9 protein-coding genes and 1 pseudogene are annotated in these 15,936 nt (G+C 55.8%); 5 read left to right on the top strand and 5 right to left on the bottom strand.

Annotation, left to right across the window (positions count from 1 at the left end; genetic code table 11):
* Window positions 1-369 precede the first annotated feature (369 nt).
* The 4 genes and pseudogenes from OSO_RS44530 to OSO_RS44515 form a co-directional block, all read right to left on the bottom strand.
* Window positions 370-5,187: a PVC-type heme-binding CxxCH protein gene (locus tag OSO_RS44530; RefSeq protein WP_010585216.1), complete on the bottom strand. Its 4,818-nt coding sequence runs from the start codon at window positions 5,185-5,187 to the stop codon at window positions 370-372.
* Between the two features lie 99 nt (window positions 5,188-5,286).
* Window positions 5,287-7,461 carry a trypsin-like peptidase domain-containing protein gene (locus OSO_RS48370; RefSeq protein WP_237729322.1) on the bottom strand — a complete coding sequence of 725 codons (2,175 nt, stop codon included), beginning with the start codon at window positions 7,459-7,461 and terminating at the stop codon, window positions 5,287-5,289.
* Between the two features lie 96 nt (window positions 7,462-7,557).
* Window positions 7,558-7,647 (bottom strand): annotated as a pseudogene (locus OSO_RS52665) (MJ0042-type zinc finger domain-containing protein); the annotation flags it as partial.
* 384 nt (window positions 7,648-8,031) lie between these two features.
* Window positions 8,032-8,658 carry a molybdenum cofactor guanylyltransferase gene (locus tag OSO_RS44515; RefSeq protein WP_010585213.1) on the bottom strand — a complete coding sequence of 209 codons (627 nt, stop codon included), beginning with the start codon at window positions 8,656-8,658 and terminating at the stop codon, window positions 8,032-8,034.
* An 86-nt stretch (window positions 8,659-8,744) separates the two neighbouring features.
* Here OSO_RS44515 and OSO_RS44510 point away from each other — a divergent pair, with 86 nt between their 5' ends.
* From OSO_RS44510 to OSO_RS0121590, 5 genes are all read left to right on the top strand, one after another.
* Complete coding sequence (locus tag OSO_RS44510) at window positions 8,745-9,674, top strand: formylmethanofuran dehydrogenase subunit C (RefSeq protein WP_010585212.1); 930 nt, start codon at window positions 8,745-8,747, stop codon at window positions 9,672-9,674.
* Window positions 9,675-10,034: 360 nt separating this feature from the next.
* Window positions 10,035-10,310, top strand: coding sequence for a hypothetical protein (locus OSO_RS0121610; RefSeq protein ID WP_029247303.1), 276 nt, complete (start codon window positions 10,035-10,037; stop codon window positions 10,308-10,310).
* 233 nt (window positions 10,311-10,543) lie between these two features.
* The gene (locus OSO_RS0121600) at window positions 10,544-11,287 is read left to right on the top strand and encodes a hypothetical protein (RefSeq protein WP_010585209.1); all 744 of its coding nucleotides are present in this window, start codon (window positions 10,544-10,546) and stop codon (window positions 11,285-11,287) included.
* 35 nt (window positions 11,288-11,322) lie between these two features.
* On the top strand, window positions 11,323-12,288 hold the full coding sequence (locus OSO_RS44505; protein WP_040592999.1) for an HTTM domain-containing protein: 966 nt from the start codon (window positions 11,323-11,325) through the stop codon (window positions 12,286-12,288).
* Between the two features lie 174 nt (window positions 12,289-12,462).
* A complete protein-coding gene (locus OSO_RS0121590; RefSeq protein WP_010585207.1) occupies window positions 12,463-13,467 on the top strand; it encodes a TIGR00266 family protein in 1,005 nt (334 codons plus the stop codon).
* Window positions 13,468-13,567: 100 nt separating this feature from the next.
* Here the strand turns inward: OSO_RS0121590 and OSO_RS0121585 are convergent, their stop codons facing one another.
* Complete coding sequence (locus OSO_RS0121585; RefSeq protein ID WP_010585206.1) at window positions 13,568-15,931, bottom strand: polysaccharide biosynthesis tyrosine autokinase; 2,364 nt, start codon at window positions 15,929-15,931, stop codon at window positions 13,568-13,570.
* Between the last annotated feature and the right edge of the window lie 5 nt (window positions 15,932-15,936).

The raw sequence follows: 15,936 nt of genomic DNA, 5'->3' as shown, positions 1-15,936 counted from the left end.
CTGACAACTCACTCAGAGCGAGCCCGGATTGGCGACGCCGTGAAGGTCTTCTTGCGCGGACCAATTGTCGTGAAGCTGTCACACGGACATGGAATGAGGCGAGACAACTCAAGTCGAAGATCCGAGAGCGAACGGGAGTGGTTGAAGTTATGGGGACGGGCTCCGCAAGGTGCCTGTCCCCATAACTTCAACCACGAGATGGCTTAAGAACGAGAGGTCGCCTTCTCGAGACTACTCGCGCTCGGCGATGAAATCAACACGCCGGAATGCATCTCAGCCCGGCTGAATGTTTCGCTCTCCGGTGGCTCACAAAACTCACTGAACACATCATTCATAGCACAGTGGCGTGGAACGAAAGATCATTCCGTATCAATCACGCTGCGTCTCGATCAGTCCAGGCAGAGTACCGAAGTCGCGTGTGGCGTTCGGATCTCCAGGCGACTGCGTTGCCGTTTCGTTGAGATAGGCGATCAGATCGGCCATCGCCTGGTGTGTCATGTCTTTCTCGAGACCTTCCGGCATCAACGACTTGTTGCTGCTGGCCAGTTCCTCGATGTCGCCTCGTAGAATGGTGATCGTCTCGTCCCGCTCCTTCTTCAACGTGATGCTGGTGGCAGTCTGGCTCGCGAGCAGTCCCGTATAGGTACGGCCGTTTTTATCCAGTACGACATACTGCAAATAGTTCGGAAGCACGAACTGGTTCGGATCGAGAATATGCGTCAGAAGAGCTGCGGGTTCGCGGGCTGGTGATGACGCTAGATTCGGGCCGATTGCGTATCCCTTTTCGCCCAGTTGATGGCAGGCTATGCATGTTTTTTCGAAGATGGCCTTGCCATTTCCGGGCTGCCCCGCCAGCGTCAGGGCGGCTTTGTATTCGTCAACCACCGATTGACGAGCCCGCTGTCCTATCGACCCAAATAAGTTTTTCGCAAGCTGTCGGATTGAGGGATTCTTGTGTTTGAGCAGCAATTCGCGACGATTCATTTCGATGTCGGCAACTGATACCTCATCTCGTGACGCCGCTTCAAGCAGCGCAAGCGTTCCGTCTTCTCGGGACAGAAGTGCGCCAAGTGCGATGCGGCGGCACTCTGGAGTGAACGTTCGCCAATAGGCAAGCACGACACCGCCGACGCGGTGATCAGAGTCGTCCGCCAGTGCGCGAATTGCGGCGAGCTGAACGGCTTCCGGTTGTTCGACGGCCAATAGTTCTTCGAACAGCCTGCGATGGGCATCCGACCTAGCGCAACTGAGCAAGTTGATCGCGGACACGCGTCGATCTACGCTCTCTTGTGCATTCGACGCTGTGACTTCGCTCCGCTTCAAGCACAGCTGAAGCAGTGCTGATCCCGCGGATTGGCTGTCACTGGTGGCCAGCGTCCCCCCTGCCCGTTTAATGCCATTTCCCAGTTGCTGCAGGATCTGGTCGCTCGCCGACACGTCGTGCGCGAGAGGTCCGGATGCAATCGCATTGAGTGTCGTTGCGAGTTCGGAAGTTCGGTTACGGACACCCACGACCTGCGCAAGTTGTCCCAGCATCGCGATCGTTGCGGAGTTGCTTTCAAAGGGGGGATTCATCAATTCCATGAACAACTTGTCGGCCGATTGGGCCACCGAACTGAGTACGGCCGTCCTGATCCATTGATCTGCGCCATCGCGACGCGCAATTCGAGACAATGCAGCCACCGCGACCGGTGAATCGGATTCTCCCAAACTAAAGGCGACTTGGAAACGAATTCGCGCAGTGTCGTCATCGGCCAGGGAAGCGACTTTACTGACCAGATCTGGCGCCGATTTGAACTGTGTTTCTGCGAGTCGGACGGCGTTTTCTCGCACACCCGGGTGTGGGTCGAGCAATGCCTTCGCGATGGAGTCCGGGGTCAGCGAGTTCAGCCCTTCGAGAGACCACAACGAGAGTAGACGTGCTTGGGGACGCTCGCTGTTTTGTGCCATCATGGTGAGCGGGCCGACGACCGATCGATCCTGTCGTTCATGCAGAAGCCTGAGCGCCGTTTCTCGCCACCAGACGTGCGGGCTTTCCAGCAATGCCACGAGTTGTTCACTGGTTTCATTGCTGAGCTGCGGCGGGGCGGGAAACGTATAACCAGGTGGAGCGATGCGGTAAATTCGGCCATTGTCTCGACCGCTTTTCAAATCAAGATGTTTGACGACATCAAGAGGAATGTGAATCGATTCGAGCACTTCCCGATTCATGTCGCAGCAGTACAGAGTCCCGTCTGGCGCATTGATCAGATTGACGGGGCGGAACCAGATGTCAGGTGACCGAATGAAGTCTGTCTGCAGGTCGATTCGTTCGGATTTGAACGGGACACCGTCTGGAATCATCCCTCGCCGGTGAATCAGATTGTTTTGCCCGTCGCCAACGAAGGCTTGGCCGTAGAATTCCGGCGGGTATGCGCCACCACGATACACGGTGACTCCTGCTGCTGCATCGATCACATGGTGGCTCGCGCCGGCTGAGTTCGCATTGCGCTTGTTATTGGCAATCCGGCGGCTGGATCGAATCTGTCTCCATCGTTCGATCGGACTGATCCGATAGATGGGCGTTGGGTGGGCGGCGATACTTTGAACGCCGCGAGGCGATGGCAAGTAAGCGTTCCGCGCCAAATAGTGATCGGGCAGAATAATTTGCTGCAGCGGCGATGATTCGCTGCAGACGAATCGATTTCCCCAGTCGTCGAAAGTGTTTCCAAACTGGACAGTGCCTGTGATGGCTTCGAACTGCTCCGTCACGGGATTAAACCGGAAGTCGCGACCTGTAATGGAAATCGGCACGGCATTCGGATCATTCCCAGGTCGAATTAATCCGCCGTTTCCTGCTGTCGCGCCATAGATCCAGTGATCCATTCCCAGCACCAGGTTGTTGACCATGGCCTGTTGATTGCCGGTACCGAAACCCGTGAAGACTTTACGCTGGATGTCGGCGCGAAAATCGCCGTCGGTATCTTTGAAGTACCAGATGTCGGGGCACGCGGCGACGAACACACCGCCGTTCCAGGGTACGACGCCGGCCGCCCAAAGCAGCTTGTCGGCAAAGATATGTGCTTCATCATAAATACCGTCACGATTGGTATCGCGCAACAGCCGGACGCGACCGATCGGTTCGAGTCCCTCGCCGGGCTTATAGGGGTAGTCGCGCATCTCGCAGACATACAGGTTGGCATTCTCGTCAAAAGCGGCGGCAATGGGGCTTGCGACGAGTGGTTCGGCGGCGACGAGTTGCATCTGGAAGCCGGCGATGCCTTCAAAGGATTTGACCGCTTCTGTTGGTGGAGTTGAAGGCACCGGCTTCAAGAACTCACGCAGTTCCTCGTCCGTTGCGTCGGGACGTGAAACGTCTGCCGCGAGTGTCGGCGCATCAGCTTGCTCAAGTTCGGCGGCAAGCTTGCGTGGATCCTGATCGCTGCGCAAGCCATGCTGAACCCGTATTTGAAGCAGCAGATCTCGGGCTCGCTGGAAGTAGTCAAGGACCTTCGACTTCTGTGCGAAGTCGCGAGCACGATGTTTGTCGAGTTGACCATCAATGCGCTGAATCCAAGCATCGAGCGACGCCTGTCGATAAGGTTTCTTTCCCCCCAAGTGAATGTAAACGGGATTCGTGTGCGATTCGGCGTCAGGCTGTCCTCCCGGCGTGGTCGACCAGGAGCGTGCGGCGATCCACGTCGGCTCGTTCAGTGCAAGGGGAACTTGTGCGGTGAACCAGACACCTTGTTGTTGGTCGGCTGGAATCTTGATCGTCTTTGCGACTTCACCATTCGAGATCACGTCGAGCGTCGTCACGGCGGTGACGTCGCAACGGACGCGCACCTGCACCGTGATACGACCATTGGACGTGAGGGTCATCGTCTCGCCCGGCCGTTTGCCATCGACATCCAGTAGCAGCATAGGACCCGTTGTGACGAAGCTCTGGCCGCTGGCCGCGGCCTTTAGCCAGGTTGGAAACTCGAGAGTCGACTTTATTTTCGGCAACGATTTTGAATTGTTTGGAGTCTCGGTCAGCGACGAATCGCTCCAAACATAGGTACGGCAATCTCCTAGAAAACGACATGCCGGATAGTCGCTGGCTCCAACACACGGGAATGCGTAACCCGCGTTAAGCATATGGTACCAGTCGGTGAGGCCGATGCCGCGATAAATCCCAAACTGCAGCAGTTCAACGGCATCAACTGTTCCTAGTGCCGCGTCGGCGTAGATCTCTAACCCATAACCGCCGTGGGCATGAATGGAATATCCCCCCTGAGATCGCGTCTCGCTGCCAACCAATCCATAGATCGGCCACTCATCGGCATTCAGACTCTGCCCTTCCAGGACAAGTCGATCGCGCAGGAACAGGTTGAGATGCCCGTACTGAGCACTGCGATATTCCTGTCCGGACAGGATATGAACGGATCCCCGGGACTTGATGGAGGCAAGACCCAATCCGCGGAACTGCGGGTAGTCCATTTTGTCCATGAAGCCTGAGTAGGGGCCCGCCGGTTCGTTGTATCCCAGTGGGGTTCCGAACGAGATGTCTTCTGCATCCAGCAAGTCGAATGCGGTTTCGTCGTCACGGTCTGATGTTCGCGGCAGATGAAGATGTGGGTCACCACCGAAGTATCCCCAATCTGACATCGGGGTGGCACGAACGAGTTGGATGTCTGTTTCGAGCGACGCCCCGGCGGCAATCAAAGTCTGAATCTGCTGTGGTCGATACTCAAATCCTTTGCAGACGTGAATCTGAACTTCACCCGCCGGAACCGAAAGGCTGATTTCACCGGTGCTGTAGAAGAAATGCCCCAGATAGCGATAGGGAGCTTTCCCGGCTCGATTCCCCTTCGCGTTCTTTTTGGGCCATTCTCCCGTCAATGAGTACAAACTCAGGTGATGTTCTTCGGGTTGGTAAAACTGTCCGTCGGCACCAATGACGTTGATGCGGCAGGGGGTTGGCTTGCCAGTGGCAGCATCGCGAACTGTGATTTTCAGACGACCCGCCGTCGGTCCGTCCGCCGTTCTGGAGTGCCCCGCTTGGGTTGCGCCTGGCGGAATAAAGAAAAAGTCCTCGCCTTCGGCAGCCGGTGCATCGGCCGCGATGCCGCGTACACTCGATCCAAGAACGAAGACGAATACGCCAACGATTGCAAGACGAATTCGCCAATGGGAGATTGAGCGCAACGAGACATACAGATTCATAGGCTGGGCCGTTCCTCTAATTTTGACGGTTTGAAATCGTCAGCGGTGGAACGCATCAGTCTACGCTTCTGCGATGGGCCCAGCAACCGGGGCAATCGCTCATCGCGTGGTTCGATTTCGGTTTTTTGCCTTTCCCTTCGCCTCGTTGGCCTTCTTGGTCATCTGGGTCAGCAGCTTATCAATCTCTCCGGAATCCGGGACGCCGTTGGAGCGGTAACGGATGATCCCTTCGTGATCAATCAGGTAGACCGCAGGGTAGCCACTAATTTGCCATTCGCGCGCAATCGGCCCTTCTTGACCGTCGGCCCAACATTGCCACGTGACTTTCTTGTCGTCGATGATATTTCGCAGGACGCTTTCTTTGTCGCAATTGACGCCGAGCAGAACGCATGGCTGATCACGTGAGCGCTCCACCAGAATTCGCTCTAGCGGATACATTTGCGTGCAGTACGGGCACCAGTTGACGAAGAAATCGAGCATGACCACCTTGCCACGAAAGTCACTCAGTTTGATTTCGTTGCCGTCAATATCTTTGCCGACAATTTCAGGGGCTTCGGTTCCGATGGAGAGATGTTGAAGCTCGAAGAGCATTTTCTGGGCGCTGTCGATCAGCGGCTGGTCTCCGACGAGAACGTCGCTGAATTCGTTGACCACGCGTTCCAGATGTTTGATCGAGTCTTTCCGGGCGACTGCATTTTCACTACTTCCTAAGAGCCGACCTAGCACGAAGCAGGCGATGCCTTGCGCGTCTCGATGGGGGCTCGATTGCAGCAGATCTTTTAAGAAACGTTGGACGCACGGCAGTCTTGATTCACTCAAGATCAGTGCGGCGATTCCAAGTGAGGTCTCATCAATATGATCCCGTACAAGCTGCGTTGTCACCTGTTGAAGTTGCGAGGTGGCCGTTGATTCTGGGTGATATTGGCGCAACAGAGTCACGGCATAAATCAGCGCCTGATAGGCCTCGGTGGACTTCGGCGAGTCGGTCGCGATCTTGACGAGGCGTGGCGCAAATTGCCGCGCGGGGTTCTTCATTGTGGTCAGTTTTTCACGTTCCTCGTTCGTCTTACAAAGCGAAAGCAAGGCATGAAATTCTTCGCGGCTGCGCTGGTATTCGTCGAGGACTGTTTTGACGCCCGGCGCGAGCGTGCCCAAGACTCGTTTGGGATCGTGGCCGGACGATTGTCGATTGACCTCGGCGAGCGGAATCGCTGCTTCAGTGACTTTGACTTTCAAATCACTCAAATGCTGGACAGCCAGGGCAAATCCAAAGTTGACGTCGCGCGTGATCCACGAATTCATTCCGACCACTTTGCCCGAGCGTGACAGCAAGGGACCGCCACTGTTCCCGGAAAAGATTGTCGCGTTGGTCTGGATCCAGATTTGATCGTCGGGAGATTCCATGTGTCGCCGAAGATCAGGCGGCAATTCGCTTGTCTTGTGAATCGCGCTAACGATACCTTCCGTGGCCGTAAATCGCAGTCCGCGCGGATGGCCGACTGCGATGACTGAAGAACCTTGGCGAACGTCTGAGCTGTCGGCGAATTCCAACGGTTCAAGATCCGCGGGCGGTGATTCAAGCTGCACGATCGCGATGTCGCGTTTTTCGTCGTGCGCCCGGTATCCACTGATATTGAATCGCGTCCCATCGCGAAATTCGGCTTCCGCACTTGCTGCCGATTCCATCACGTGAAAATTCGTTGCGATCAGGCCATCTTTGCTGATGACAAATCCACTGCCAAGTCCCGTGTTTTGGCCGTTGGAATCTGTCAATCGGATGAGAACGACGCTTCGACCGATTCGATCAATCACATTCGAAAGATCGATTTCGGCATCTTGGCTTTTACTTTTTTCCGTCGCCGTAATTTCTGGTTTCGCTGCCGCTGGCGCTCCTGGAGTTTGACCTTCATTCGCTGGTGTGGGGGCGGTGGCGGTCGAACTCGCAATGGCGGCTGGTTGGCTCGGTGCTGATTGACTTGTCGTCGTGACGGTCGACGATGTCACAACGGCACTGCCAGTGTTTTGGGTGTTGCTTGTATTTTGAGATGGCACATCTGAAACCGTTGTCAAAGATTTGTTTTCAGACTGCGTGTTCGCAGGGGCGGTGCCGGCGATTTGATCTGGCTTGGTGGGCGCGGGGGGATTGGTCGTTCTCAAACCCAGCCAGACGCCAATGGCAACCACCAGCAACGCACCGACGCCTGCGAGAATGGCGTAGGGCATCTGCGACGACTGCTTGCTGCCCCGCTTGGCAGGTTGTTGTCGGCGTGGCACTGGTCGGCGCTGTGGTGCCGAGGTGCCTTCAAATTCGTCGTCGTCGTCGGATTGGCTCGAGGACGACGCGGAGTTGGGGATCCGAAATTTCGTTTCACACTTTGGACATTGGACCGTTCGCCCGAGAGATTTCTCGGTAACACGAAGGCTCGCGTCGCAATTCTTGCACTGTACACGAATTTGCATCTCATTGCCGATTTGACTGAAGGTGCTAAGGTGGTCAGAACGCCCCCTAAAATCCGTGGTTCGCATCAAATCAAACTAACGGTCTTTCAAAGACGCAATCTGACCCGGTTGTTCTACTGTCCCAATGTCTATGTGAAAGCCAGCTGAGCAGGTCCCAAACGCGACCATGTCAGAATGTCGTAAGTGTGGCAATTCATCGTCAGAATGACAATTGGAATCGAAAGAAAGTTCGTCGATCCGCACGGCACGCAGCACTGACGACTCGGACTGACGTTGACACCGAATTTGGCATTCTGGCGTTCCGGTGAATTGTCGTCATGAATCGGGACATTTTGCGTGTCGCGATTGCGAACTGCTGATCATCCACTGGTGAACAAGTCGTCATCAGTCTTCTGAATAGCTTCCGGCGAAACCGGCCAAAGCTAGAGCCGACAGATAGTCCTCGACGTGATTCACATTCATCAGCGTTTGGAGAGTCGGATCGACTTCACGCAGTTCTTCGGTTGACACTTTCCGCGTTGGGACTTCGTCGAACAAAAGACGTGCTTTCAGGCGACCGGAATTGATCAACCTTTCGATCGCGCTCAATACACGGGGACGATAGACCGCTGCCAGAGGATGGTCGTGCGTGCCATCAGCGGGGACTGCGATATCATACGTATTGAGACACGTGAACATGCGTTCGATGAAGTCTGACTTCAGCAGTGGAGTATCACAACTAGTGGCATAAACGGCATGGACGTCTTGGGGCATTGCGCGTAATCCCGTTGCCAGTCCTTCCAGTGGACCGCGTTTGGGTTGGCTGTCGAAGGCCACTGTCACGTTTGCCGGCAGAACAGGAAGCTGCTGATTAGCCGCGGCCACAACAACGACAAGTCTTGGATTAATCCGCTCGGAGACAAGTCTGACGACCCGCTGAAGCATCAGTTCGGGGCCAAACGGCAATGTGGCTTTGTCTCGTCCCATCCGAGTCGACAGACCCCCACACAGAATGATCGAACCTTGTTGCATGACTGCCGCTGTCGTTTCTTTCGCGAATTGTCAGATCGAGCCCAAACAAGTAGTGTGGCGAAATCGAGTGACTGGATGCAACCGGGGTGTCGCTTCTGAATGCTTGGGACTGCCTGTGCTGTGTTGTCTACGAACACGTTGTTGCTGAAGACGAATTGAACTGGCCGAGACTGGATCTGATGGTGCTGAAACTTTCCTATCATCGCGCGTCGCCTATTCCTCTCGAGATTGAAGGGTTCACCCCAGACTGGGCCCGTGATCGCTCGCTCGCCGAAATTGAAGAGTTTCAGGTGTTTCACGGAAACCAGTCCCGAAGGCTCGGAGAGTTTTTTTCCATTTCTGGTGATGCCAGTGATCAGGAAATAGCGTTTGAAGGCGATCTTTCGGGCGTCCACTACATCGGTGCGCAGATGAAGGCCGGACGGATTCGGGTGCACGGACCGGTTGGCAGGCATACAGGCAGCGAAATGGCCGGCGGCGAGATGATTGTCGACGGTGATGCAGGCTTGTTCCTGGGTGCCGAAATGCATGGCGGGCAAATCCACGTCCGTGGAAATGCAGGCAATCTGGTCGGTGCTCGGTACCGTGGATCTGATCGAGGAATGACAGGCGGGACGATTCTTGTCGATGGTAACGCAGGGAATGAGGTTGGCGTGGCGATGCGCCGCGGGCTCATTGCGATTGGCGGATCGGTCGGTGACGTTGTCGGTTTTAACATGATCGCCGGAACGATTCTGGTGTTTGGAACATGCGGGCGTCGGCCGGGCGCCGGAATGCGTCGCGGTACCATTGGTGTGTTTGGCTTGCCGAAACCCGAATTGCTGCCAAGTTTCCGTTTGGCGTCCCAATTTCAGCCGCAATTCCTGCGTGTGATTTTGAAGTCACTTGCCGCGCGGGGGCTTCGATTTGACGCATCGCTCTTGGAGTCGACCTTCAGCGCGCATCGGGGTGATTTCGTCTCACTGGGGCGCGGTGAAATCCTGTTTCGCCACTCATGTGGAACCTCCGCGACTTGAATTGAACGCGCTTATGTCGTTTCTTGCCGCTTCGGATGGCGGAAATGTTGACTCAATCGACGTACAATTCCAATTCGTCTAACTTGACCCAGCTTTCCTACTCCGCTACTTTCGCCGACATTGAATTTGCTTGATTCGACGGACCTTACGTTCAAATGGACGTGTTGAGTCGTCGGTCGCATAGCAATGGTCTCACGCGTGCTCGTCACACGCGCGGTGACGGGGCTGGGAAGGCGGAGGTCGCCTTTCTAAGGTCTGCGTTGGCAAATGGAATGTGAGGGGGAGTGTCAATGTTGAAGTGGGGTTCAGGATTTGTTTTGGCGAGCGTCATGCTGGTGATGGCCTTCGTGGTCATGACAGGTGAAGCGGAAGCGGGCCGACGACACGGGTCGAGCGGTTCAACGGGTGGAAGCGGCTCGACTGGTGGTGGTGGTTCGTCGGGGGCCGTTCATTCGGGCTCTTCTGGATCACGTGGAGCCTCGTCCGGGTCGCGCGGACGAACCAAGCGTCGCCAGTCAACCGGCTCGCGCGGTTCACACGGAAGCCGCGGTTCAACAGGCGGTCTCGGCGGCTCAAATGGCGGCTCGAGCGGTGGTTCCCGAGGTAGTTGGTAGTCTTCACGCGGGGGGCGAGTGATCGATCACAATTGGTCACGGACGTTCGCTGTTTGATGCTTGAAATACTGATGATGAAGCGTCGGAGCCAATTCGGCGCTTCATCACTTGGTTTTCTGTTGATTTCGTTCATGGCCGACGATCAGTCAAAACACTGTGCTGTCGGCGAACGATTGCCTGCAAGAACGATTCGAGGGAATCACACCCTTTGCCTCTCTCGTTCTATGCTTTTGAATTGATTGGACGAGGCGGAGCATGGCTCCACACGCTGCAGCTTCGGAACGGGATGCCATCCCGGTATCGACCGAAGAAACTCTTTCTGACACTCCGGTCGAATTGGTCGAGCGTGCTCCCGATTCTGAATCGCCGAGTATCCCCTTTCGTCGGGATTTCCTGTTTCTGATCAATGCCTGGCTGGTGTTTCACCTCTTTGCCATCCTCGTGTGTCCGGCATCGGTTGAGCCGTCATCGCCCTTGGCTCGATCCTGTTTTGATTTCGTGGCGCCGTATCTTCACACGATCTATCTTGATCATGGATTTCACTTTTTCGCACCCGATCCCGGTCCCAGTACGCTTGTCACTTACAAGCTGGAATTCGCGGATGGAACGACGAAAACGGGCCGAATTCCCGATCGATCCACATTTCCCCGCCTGCTTTATCACCGATATTTCATGCTGACCGAGTTCCTGGGGAATGGTCCTGAGGAGTCACAGCCGTTTGTCGAGCGGGCACTCGCTCGAAATCTCTGTCGTGACACAGGCGCTTTACGTGTCTCGCTGACGCAGATTGTGCATGAACTTCCGACGCAGGAGCAGGTGCGTATCGGTCGGAATCTGAATGACCCCACGCTCTTTACCGAGACGGCGCTGGGGACCTACACGGCCGAAGAATTGCGACTGCCGTATGTGTACCCCGCGGCCGCAATGTCTGACATTGGCGAGCCCGCGAACGCCGAGATGCCGGACAATTTGCGGGATGATACGAAGGTGACGCCGTGAACGCGTACCACGCGGAACAACCTCCAAGGCGCCCCGTGGCACGTCTTGATCAAGGTGTGCTCGACCTGATTTCCTCTTGGAATCGGTTCTGGTTCACCCCTGCCGATTCGGCACCGCTCGGCGTCATTCGCTGGTTGATTGGTGGGATGGTGATCTATTCCCATCTTGTCTGGGGGTTGGACCTGCCTGCATTCTTGGGGCCTGATGGCTGGAATAGCGTCGAACTCGTGCGCGAAATCCAGGGCGGACAGTGGAATCAGTCATTTTGGTGGTCGGTGCCTGCGGAGTGGATGCAGACGGTTCACTGGGTTTGCATTGGAATTCTTGTTCTGTTCTGGATCGGATGTCTGACGCGAATGACCTCGATTCTGGCATTCATCATTCATGTCTCCTACTGCCAGCGTGCGACCTTGGCCACATTCGGCCTGGACCAGATTTGCGGAATCCTGCTGCTCTATCTCATGCTGGGGCCAGCGGGAGCCGACTATTCCATCGACAGGCTTTGGCGTCGATTTCGAAGCCACAGACGTCGTCGCGGGGCGGCAATGTCTGTGGGCAATCGCCCGCCAAAGACGGCAGCGGCAAATCTGTCGATTCGCTTGATTCAAGTTCATTACTGCATCATCTACTTCTTTGCCGCCACAGGAAAACTGCAGGGAGAAAGCTGGTGGACCGGTGAGGCGCTCTGGAGTGCGCTGGCGAATTACGAGTATCAGTCGGCTGACTTGACCTGGCTGGCGTGGTATCCCGAAGTGCTGCAACTGATGACGCATGTCACAATTCTGTGGGAACTGTCGTTTGCATACCTGATCTGGGTTCCTGCACTGCGTCCGCTGATGCTGGTTGTCGGCGCCTTGATGCATCTGGGAATCGGTGCGTTTTTGGGAATGTGGACCTTCGGTCTGGCGATGATTTTTGGGTACGTCGCATTTCTTGACCCCGAAACAGTGCGCTCCGTCATGGAATCGCCGTTTCGACGTAAAACGCCTCGATCGGTGTGACCAATTCGGCAAAATCTCCTCGAGAGTTGATCCGCTAGACGATTTTCCGCGTAATGTCAGATGGTGCGATTCGAGTCCGATTGCATCACGTCACGACAACCGTTAGCCGACATCATTGCGTGGCGAATTCTTGCAGCAACAAATCAACGCGCCTCTTGATTCAGGTGGCCCAACATGAGTGACAATGAAGAGTGGTACTACGCGGATGGGCAACAGTCGGTTGGGCCGATGTCCCTGTCGGAACTGCGATCGATCCTGCCGAAAGTCGGTGGCAACAACACGCTCGTTTATGGACCGGGGCTCGTGCAATGGACCGAGGCGAAGCATGTTGATGAGATCATGCAGCGCATCGTGCCTCCTCATTCGCCGCCGCGCGTATCCGCCCCACGATCCGCGGATGAAATCGATTACGAAATCTTCGGCGAAGAGATGCAATATGTCGTTGTAGAACTCGACCCGCAGGAGATGGTTATTGCCGAACCCGGGGCCATGATGTTCATGACGGCCGGGATCAAGATGGAGACGCGGTTCGGTGATCCGTCCAAGCCGTCTGAGGGGCTTTGGGGCAAACTCGTCACGGCAGGACGGCGGGCGATCACCGGTGAATCCCTGTTTGTGACGACGTTCACGCAAGCCGGGAATGGCAAGGGGCAAGTCGCATTCGCCTCGCCCTACCCCGGAAAAATTCTCGCCGTGGATCTGGCGCAACTTGGCGGCGAATTGATCTGTCAGAAAGATTCATTCGTGTGTGCCGCGCGCGGTGTTCAATTGGCCGTTGCCTTTCAGAAGAAGATTGGTGTTGGACTGTTCGGCGGCGAAGGCTTCGTCATGCAGCGGCTGTTGGGTGACGGAGTGGTCATGATCCATGCCGGGGGGATGCTGATGCGGCGCACATTGAAAGCGGGCGAAACACTGAGGCTCGACACGGGATGTCTTGTCGCGCTACAGCCTTCCGTGACGTATGACATTCAGTTCGTGGGCGGCTTCAAGAATACGCTCTTCGGTGGCGAAGGATTATTCATGGCAACCGTGACGGGTCCCGGTGAAGTCTGGTTGCAGTCCTTGCCGTTTTCGCGGTTGGCCGGACGTGTTCTTGCAGCCGGCGTCGGCGCGACGCGAAAGGATGAAGGAAGTCTGCTTGGCGGATTCGGCAGTATGGTCATGGGCGGCGGAGAATAGATCGCAGCCCACAAGGGTGGTATTCCCTGAATGGCAACGAGCACCGCCGCGACAACGCGGCGGTGCTCGTTTTGCAATGATCTTGACTTGGTCCGTCGCTCTACACCTGAGACAGTTCCGATGCCGCCGTTGCGGGGGATGAGACTGGCAGGTGTGACGGTGGGACCGCTGCGGCGGCTATCGACGTGGCCGTCGTGGGGCCAGCATACTCGCCATAATACGTGTAGCCGAATTCGTGTCCGCCTTTCAGCGGGACACCATTCACAACCGTTCCGATCATCGGGATCTCTTGGTCCTGCAACAGCTGCCGTACGCGGATCAGCGCCGTACGCGGATTCTTGTTAAGGCGGACGACGAGCAGCACACCGTCCGTATGACGAGCCATAACGCACGGGTCGCTGACGGCCAGCAGTGGTGGCGCATCCAGGAAGACAAAGTCAAATTCACCACGACAATCGTTCAAGACCTCGCCCAGTTCAGCGGACGAGAGGATCTCTGCCGGATTCGATGGGGGTGTTCCTGTGGTCACGACGCTCAATCGTTCGACAACTGTTGGGCGAACAACCTCGTGAAAGCGGGCAGTTCCCTTCAGAACGTCGCTCAATCCTTCTTCCTGCGGAATTCGCAGCATGCGATGAACGGTTGGCCGCCGCAAATCTCCATCGATCAACAGCACCCGTTTGCCCGATTGTGCGAGCGCCACGGCGAGATTACTGGCCAAGGTGGTCTTGCCATCACCCGGTTCTGGGCTGGTGATCATGATAACTTTGGCATTCAAGTTCTCTGTCGTGACCAGGAATGACGCACGAATCGTGCGGTAGGTCTCGGCCTCGACCGAGGAAGGGGCATGCAGGTATCGCAGTGCCGGGTGGGGAACGCCAGATGTTGAACTATAGCGATCGGTCGGGATCGCGAACTCGCAGACACTGCCCAGTACCGGCTGGTGCATGATGTCGCGAACGTCACGAACGGTCTTGATCGTCATATCGCTCAGTTCCCGCAGAACGCAGGTCAAGCCAACAATGAACAGACAGACGGCCGCGCCGGCGACGTAGAACTTCATCATTCGTTTGATGACCAGTGCATGCTTCACGGGCGACAGGCTGGTCATGCGATAGCCGTTGCTGTCCTTTTCGATCGCGACGGACTGTTCGCGTTCCAATTGTTTGGTCCACAGCTCTTGCAGCGATGTGCGTTCGGCATGCAGATCGCGTTCTCGCGATTGATACTCGGCGAACGCACGCTTCTTAATCTGCTCTTGTGAAATGAGCTGATTGAGCTGTTCCTCTTTGATCGTCAACTCGGCGATCTGCTGTTTGACTTCGGCAAGATAAAGCGCAACCAGATCAACTTTCGCTGGTTCTGGAACGTCCTTCATCGTATCCGTGCTGATCCCGTCGGGAAGCTGCACACCCAAATTGCGATAGGTTCGAATAATCGACTTGATGTTTTCTCGAACGGCGACCAGATCCGGCCAATGACGTCCATAGTCTCGAGCGAGCTCTTTCTCTTTCAGGAGCAGCGGAATCAATTGTGATTGGTAGATTCCAATTTCTGTCGATTTTGATTGATTTTGAGCGGCATGGCCGTCTGTCGTATTCAGGAAACGACGGATTTGGTGCTCCAGCGCATCGGGAGATTCGCCTGCGGCGATGGCTCCTTCGACGGCCTTCTTTCGAGACTCGAGGTCGGCAATTTTGATCAGATTCAAGCTGCGTTCGTTGGCTAGTTTTTCAATCACATCCTGTGGAGCGACGTTCGTTTGCATGGAAGTGGCTTGGGATGGTGATCCCAGTGCCGAGCGGAATTCTTCGGGAACGCTTTGAATAAATTGATTGTACTGCTCGTCTTTGAGCCGCAGTCGTTCAACCATCGCCTGGGTCGCGTCGGCGGCCAATTGCTGTACCACTTGCGCTTGTTCGTCGCTACTTTTCTTCAGATAGACGCCGTACGCGGTGATGACGGATTCCAGAACCTTCTTGGCATCGTCTGCTTGCTTGCTCGTATAGCGAATGTCGAACACATTGCTGTGCCCCCGGTCCTGTCCGGCGATGCGTTTGGCTTTCAATCCGTCGAGGACGACTTCGGTGGTGTCAGGTTCGCCGCGGAAGGTTTTCAGTTCTTCGAGGTGCCCCTGACGAACGGCTTCCGATGCGATCAAGGGGCTAAGAATCAGCTTGATGTGCTCGCTGGGCATCGCGCCTCGGTTGAGCATCTTTTCTTCATCTTTAATCGGCGGCGTGTATTTGGGTTGGACCAGGATTTCCGCGACGGCTTCGAATTCGGGGCCCGCCTTCAAATACAAGAGATGCCCGATGAGCAATCCCACCAGCGCGCCAGCGATCAGTCGCCACTTGTAGCGAAAGATCAGCTCCAGATAGTTCAGAGGCAGGCGTTCCGCTTCATCGTTTGGATTTGCGTGAGCGGGAAGCATCCCCGGGTGGAATTCAAGTTCTTTTTTCACCGCTG

Origin of the sequence: Schlesneria paludicola DSM 18645 (assembly GCF_000255655.1) — a bacterium.
In the GTDB taxonomy this organism is placed as follows: domain Bacteria; phylum Planctomycetota; class Planctomycetia; order Planctomycetales; family Planctomycetaceae; genus Schlesneria; species Schlesneria paludicola.
This window is presented reverse-complemented; position numbering and strand designations above follow the sequence as displayed.